A 5,199-nucleotide genomic window follows, 5' to 3' on the forward strand; every position below is an offset into this window, starting at 1 on the left:
ATGGCGAGCGTGAACAGGCCGCGATCGGGGTCGTGCAGCGCGCCGAGGTCGTCGACGAGGCGCCCGAGGTCCCGCCGCCGCCGCCCGACGCGGGCCCCGCGTCATCCGATGGTCCTGCAGCGAACGGCACCGACGCGGCATCCGTCACCGCACCAGCCGCCTCCGGCGCAGCATCCGTCGACGCCTCGTCACCCGAGGCGATCGAGAAGCTCGCGCAACGGCTCTACGGCCCACTCGTGCGACGACTGAAGGCCGAGCTGCTGCTCGATCGGGAACGCCGCGGCATCCGGATCGACGGAATCTAGACGAGAGAGGGAGTGCGATGACGACCGAGGACACCGATATCGCCGTCGGGGTGAGCTACGTCGTGAAGATCGACGGGGAGTCGCTCGGCGCGTTCTCGAGCTGCGACGGGCTCGGCGTCGAGGTCGTGCTCGAGTCGCGCGAGGAGGGCGGCAACAACGCCTACGTCTGGCAGCTGCCCACCCGGCTGAAGTTCTCGAACGTGAAGCTGTCGCGGCCGCTCGGCAAGGGCAGCTCCCAGCCGATCCTCGGGTGGATCGCGCGGGCGCCGCGGATCGCGCCCAGCCAGGCCGAGATCCAGGCGCGCAACGCCGCGGGCACCCCGATCGCCACCTGGCACCTCGAGCAGGTCATCCCGGTGCGATGGACCGGCCCCTCCCTCACGAACGACCAGCCCAAGGTGCTCACCGAGACCCTCGAGCTCGCCCACCACGGCATCAAGGCCGACCCGCCGGGGAACTGAAGGAGGCCGACATGCCCGTCACCAAGACCGAGGCCGCGAGCGAGACCCTCACGCACGCGGAGCTCGAGCTGCGCGAGCCCGGGAAGACCCCCGGCGTGCCGGGCGCGCCCATCGGCACGATCGCCTTCCAGCTCAACCCCAAAGAGCTCACGATGACGAAGACGGCGAGCTGGAAGTCGGAGAAGCAGAAGAAGGCCACGTCAGCCCCGCCCGCGACCTACCAGGGCCCCGAGGCGCAGAAGCTCAGCGTCGAGATGTTCTTCGACGACACCCGCGGCGGTGGCGGCGATTCGGTTGTCACGCGCGTCGAGAAGCTCTTCTCCGCCTGCGTGCCGACGAAGGACTCGCAGCGCGGCGACACCCCGTCGGCGCCGTGGGTGCAGTTCAAGTGGGGCGTGCTCGTCGGCTTCGTCGGCTACATCAAGTCCGTGTCGGCGAAGTACACGCTCTTCTCGCCGAGCGGCACGCCGCTGCGCGCGGTCTGCACCGTCGCGCTCGAGGAGATCGCCGAGGAGCCCGGCAAGCAGAATCCCACCTCGGGCGGCCTGCGACCCCGGCGGGTGCACACCATCCGCGAGGGCGACACGCTCGCCGCCATCGCCTACCGGGAGTACGGGAATGCCGCGCTCTGGCGGCAGGTGGCCGACGTGAACGGCATCGACGACCCGATGCGGCTCGTCCCCGGGCGCAGCGTCTTCCTCCCCGCCGCCGAGGAGCTTTCGGGTCCGGCCAAGCGCGACGTCGTGCGGCAGGAGGTGGCCCGTGTCGTCGGTTGACACCTACACGAGCCTCCTGCTCGTCGCGGTCGACGGCAGCCCCCTGCCGCCGCAGGTCGCGAGCCTGCTCGTCACCGGGCGCATCACCGACACCGCGAACCTGCCCGACGGCTTCGAGCTCGAGTTCACCGACACCGCGGGCACGGTGCTCACCGACGGCCGCTTCACGATCGGCGCCTCCGTCGTGCTCACCGTCTCGGAGAACGGCCCGCAGGGCCCGGTGCGGCTGCTCGACGGGGAGGTCACCGCCATCGACCGCGAGGACCTCGCGGGGGCGCTACGCACCCGCGTGCGCGGACTCGACAAGTCGCACCGGCTCTTTCGCGGTCGCCGCGTCGCCGCCTACCTGGACTCCACGCCCGCCGACATCGTGCGCACCGTGGCCGGGCGCGCGAGCGTGCCGATCAAGCGCATCGAGGTCGCCGGCAGCGTCATGAAGCACGTCACGCAGGACAACGTGAGCGACTGGGTGTTCCTGAAGCGGCTCGCGGATGCCACGGGCTCGACCTTCTCCGTCGTGCAGGGCGGCCTCGTGTTCGGCCCGCCGTCGAAGGCCGACGAGGCACCGGCTGGGCCGGAGAGCGCGCGCGACGATCCCGTCGTCATCGAGCACGGCATGAACACGCTCTCGCTGCAGGCCACCGTGACCTCCACGGGCCAGGTGCCCGAGGTCGAGGTGCGCGGATGGGATCCCGTGCGCAAAGAGGCGGTCGTGTCGACGGCTCCGCCGAAGACCCGCTCGGTCGAGCTGCCGAACGTGCAGCCGGCCAAGGTCGCGCAGGCCTTCACGAGCCCAAAGTATGTGAGCTCCGACGGCGACGGGGTCGCCATGACCCAGGACAAGCTCGCGACTTCGGTGGCCGATCGCATCGCCGGCGGGTTCGCCGAGGTCGAGGCGCGGATCCGCGGCAACTCGCACATCCACTCGGGCACCCCGGTCACGCTGAAGGGCTTCGGGTCGCCGTTCGACGGCCGCTACACGGTGACGGAGGCGACGCACGAGTTCTCGGCCGACCAGGGCTACGTCACCACGGCCGTGGTGAGCAATGCCTCGGACCGGTCCCTGTACGGGGTGACGAACGGCGGCTGGGCCGCCGGCGAGGACGCCAGGATGGCCGGGGTGGTGCCGGCGCTCGTGAGCGACAACGGCGACCCCGAGGCGCGCGGCCGGGTGAAGCTCGCGTTCCCCTTCCTCTCGCCCGACTACGTCAGCGGCTGGGCCCGCACCGTGCAACTCGGCGCGGGCGGCAAGCGCGGCAGCCTGGTGCTGCCCGAGGTGGGGGACGAGGTGCTCGTCGCGTTCGAGGGCGGACGCTTCGACCGGCCGTTCGTGGTCGGCGGGCTCTACAACGGGGTGGACGAGCCGGCCGAGCCGTGGGCCGGGGTGGTGGAGAACGGCGAGGTCGTGCACCGCTCCTTCACGTCCCGCACGGGCATGGCGGTGCGCTTCACCGAGAAATCCGGCACCGAGACCCTCGAGCTCTCGACGAACGGCGGGGCGCAGCGGGTCACGCTCACGCAGACGTCGCAGAAGGGCATCGAGATCATCGCCGAGGGGCCGGTGACGATCACGGCGAAGCAGGATGCCACCGTCTCGGCCGACAACGGCGCGCTGAAGCTCTCGGGGTCCACGGTCGAGGTGAAGGCGACCGGGGGCGTGAAGATCGAGGGCGCCTCGCTCGCCCTGAAGGGAACGGGGTCGACCGAGGTCGAGGGCGGCACCCTCAGCCTCAAGGGGCAGGGCACCGCCGAGCTGTCGGCGAGCGGCGCCACGACGGTCAAGGGTGCCGTCGTGAAGATCAACTGAGTGCGAAGCGGCAGGGGGAGCACGGATGTCTCGTGAGTTCGTCGGGCACGGCTGGGCGTTCCCCGTGCACGCCGATGCGACCGGCCGCATCGCCCTCACCTCGGACGAGCGCGAGATCGAGGAGAGCATCCGGCTCATCCTGGCCACCGCGCCCGGAGAGCGGCCCATGCGCCCGGAGTTCGGCTGCGCGGTGCACGAGTACGTCTTTGCGCCGGCGGACGCGTCGACGGCCGGGGCCATCGGCGCGGCGGTGCGGGCGGCCCTGCGCTACTGGGAGCCCCGCATCGAGGTCGGCGACGTGACCGTGTCGCGCGAGGGTGCCGGCGAGGGCGTGCTCTACATCGACGTCGGGTACTCGATCCTCGGCACGAACGACCCCAGGAACCTCGTGTTCCCCTTCTACGTCATCCCACGGGAGCCCTCATGACCCTGCCTGCCCCGAACCTCGACGACCGTCGCTTCCAGGACCTGGTCGACGACGCCAAGCGCCTCGTCGCCCTGCGGTGCCCCGAGTGGACCGACCACAACGTGTCCGATCCCGGGGTCACGCTCATCGAGGCGTTCGCGTTCATGACCGACGAGCTGCTCTACCGGCTGAATCGCGTGCCCGACCGCATGTACCTCGCCTTCCTCGATCTGCTCGGGGTGTCGTTGTTCCCGCCGACGAGTGCGACCGTCGACCTCGTCTTCTGGCTCGCCGCCCCCCGGCCCGAGACGGTGATCGTGCCCGCGAGGAGCGACGCGGGCACGCCGCGCACCGAGCTCGCCGAGCCGATCATCTTCACCACGATCGAGGAGCTCGCGATCCCGCCGCGCTCGCTCATCGCCGTGGGCACGCACCCCGAGGGCGGCGAGCCCTGGGTGGGCGACGCGCGGCTGGGCGACGAGGCCATCGACGCGTTCGCCTCGGCGCCGACGCCCGGCGATGCGCTCCTGTTCGGGCTCGACGACGCCTCGGGCGCGCTCGCCGTGTCGCTCCGGCTCGACTGCGCCGTGCGCGGCGTGGGCGTCGACCCCGACGATCCGCCCATCGTCTGGGAGGCGAGGACGGCAGCTGGATGGCAGGCGTGCGACGTCGTCGCCGACGGCACCGGTGGGCTCAACAAGCCCGGGGAGGTCGTGCTCATCGTGCCGCGCGGGCACGTGGCATCCGTCATCGCCGAGGTGCGCGCCGGATGGATCCGCACCAGGCTCGTCGAACGCGACCCCGACGTGCCGACGTACAGCGCGTCGCCCGTCGTGCGCGCCGCGGAGGCACGGACGGTGGGCGGGGTCGCCGCCGCCATCCACGCGTCGACCGTCGACGACGAGATCCTCGGCCTGTCGGAGGGGGTGCCCGGGCAGGAGTTCACCCTCGCCGTGCGGCCCATCGTCGACGACGGCGCGCCGTTCACCGTCGACGTGGGCGCCGGTGGCGGATGGGACGAGTGGACCGAGGTCGACGACTTCGCGGATCAGGCATCCGACGCGAAGGTCGTGCGGGTGGATCGCACCCGCGGCGTCGTCTCGTTCCCGCCTGCCGTGCGCGAGCCCGACGGATCGCTGCGCCACTTCGGCGCGGTGCCCCCGAAGGGCGCGCCCCTGCGCGTGCGCCGGTATCGCGTGGGCGGGGGAGCCCGCGGCAACGTGGCGCCCGGAACCCTCTCGGTGCTCCGCACGACCGTGCCGTTCGTGCGGGGCGTGGTCAATCGCGGCGCGGCGCACGACGGCGTCGACGGCGAGCGCATCGAGGAGGCGAAGGCGCGCGGACCCCTCACCCTGCGCACCCTCGACCGTGCGGTGACCGAACAGCACGCCGAGTGACCTGACCGAGCGCGATGAGCGGTCGGCCTGCCTTCCATCCGCGCGCC

The 5,199-nt window shown here is 71.9% G+C and carries 6 protein-coding genes; all 6 read left to right on the forward strand.

Annotation, left to right across the window (positions count from 1 at the left end):
* Positions 1 to 305 (forward strand): hypothetical protein (locus GH736_RS16770; RefSeq protein ID WP_407922363.1); only part of this gene is annotated, 305 nt, incomplete at its 5' end.
* A gap of 17 nt (positions 306 to 322) precedes the next feature.
* On the forward strand, positions 323 to 766 hold the full coding sequence (locus tag GH736_RS16775) for a phage tail protein (RefSeq protein WP_159605372.1): 444 nt from the start codon (positions 323 to 325) through the stop codon (positions 764 to 766).
* A gap of 11 nt (positions 767 to 777) precedes the next feature.
* A complete protein-coding gene (locus GH736_RS16780; protein ID WP_159605374.1) occupies positions 778 to 1,542 on the forward strand; it encodes a CIS tube protein in 765 nt (254 codons plus the stop codon).
* The gene (locus GH736_RS16785) at positions 1,529 to 3,349 is read left to right on the forward strand and encodes a VgrG-related protein (RefSeq protein WP_159605376.1); all 1,821 of its coding nucleotides are present in this window, start codon (positions 1,529 to 1,531) and stop codon (positions 3,347 to 3,349) included. Before GH736_RS16780 ends, GH736_RS16785 begins: the two co-directional genes overlap by 14 nt.
* Before the next feature lie 25 nt (positions 3,350 to 3,374).
* Positions 3,375 to 3,776: a GPW/gp25 family protein gene (locus GH736_RS16790; RefSeq protein ID WP_159605378.1), complete on the forward strand. Its 402-nt coding sequence runs from the start codon at positions 3,375 to 3,377 to the stop codon at positions 3,774 to 3,776.
* Positions 3,773 to 5,152 (forward strand): putative baseplate assembly protein, encoded by a 1,380-nt coding sequence (locus GH736_RS16795; RefSeq protein ID WP_159605380.1) that lies wholly within the window; start codon positions 3,773 to 3,775, stop codon positions 5,150 to 5,152. The genes GH736_RS16790 and GH736_RS16795 overlap by 4 nt, the downstream gene beginning before the upstream one ends.
* Positions 5,153 to 5,199 lie beyond the last annotated feature (47 nt).

This window comes from Agromyces humi, assembly GCF_009720255.1.
Taxonomy (GTDB): Bacteria; Actinomycetota; Actinomycetes; order Actinomycetales; family Microbacteriaceae; genus Agromyces; species Agromyces humi.

Coding starts and splice junctions, on each gene's coding strand:
- GH736_RS16795 (WP_159605380.1), top strand. CDS start 3,773: ATGACCCTGCCTGCCCCGAACCTCGACGACCGTCGCTTCCAGGACCTG.
- GH736_RS16775 (WP_159605372.1), top strand. CDS start 323: ATGACGACCGAGGACACCGATATCGCCGTCGGGGTGAGCTACGTCGTG.
- GH736_RS16790 (WP_159605378.1), top strand. CDS start 3,375: ATGTCTCGTGAGTTCGTCGGGCACGGCTGGGCGTTCCCCGTGCACGCC.
- GH736_RS16780 (WP_159605374.1), top strand. CDS start 778: ATGCCCGTCACCAAGACCGAGGCCGCGAGCGAGACCCTCACGCACGCG.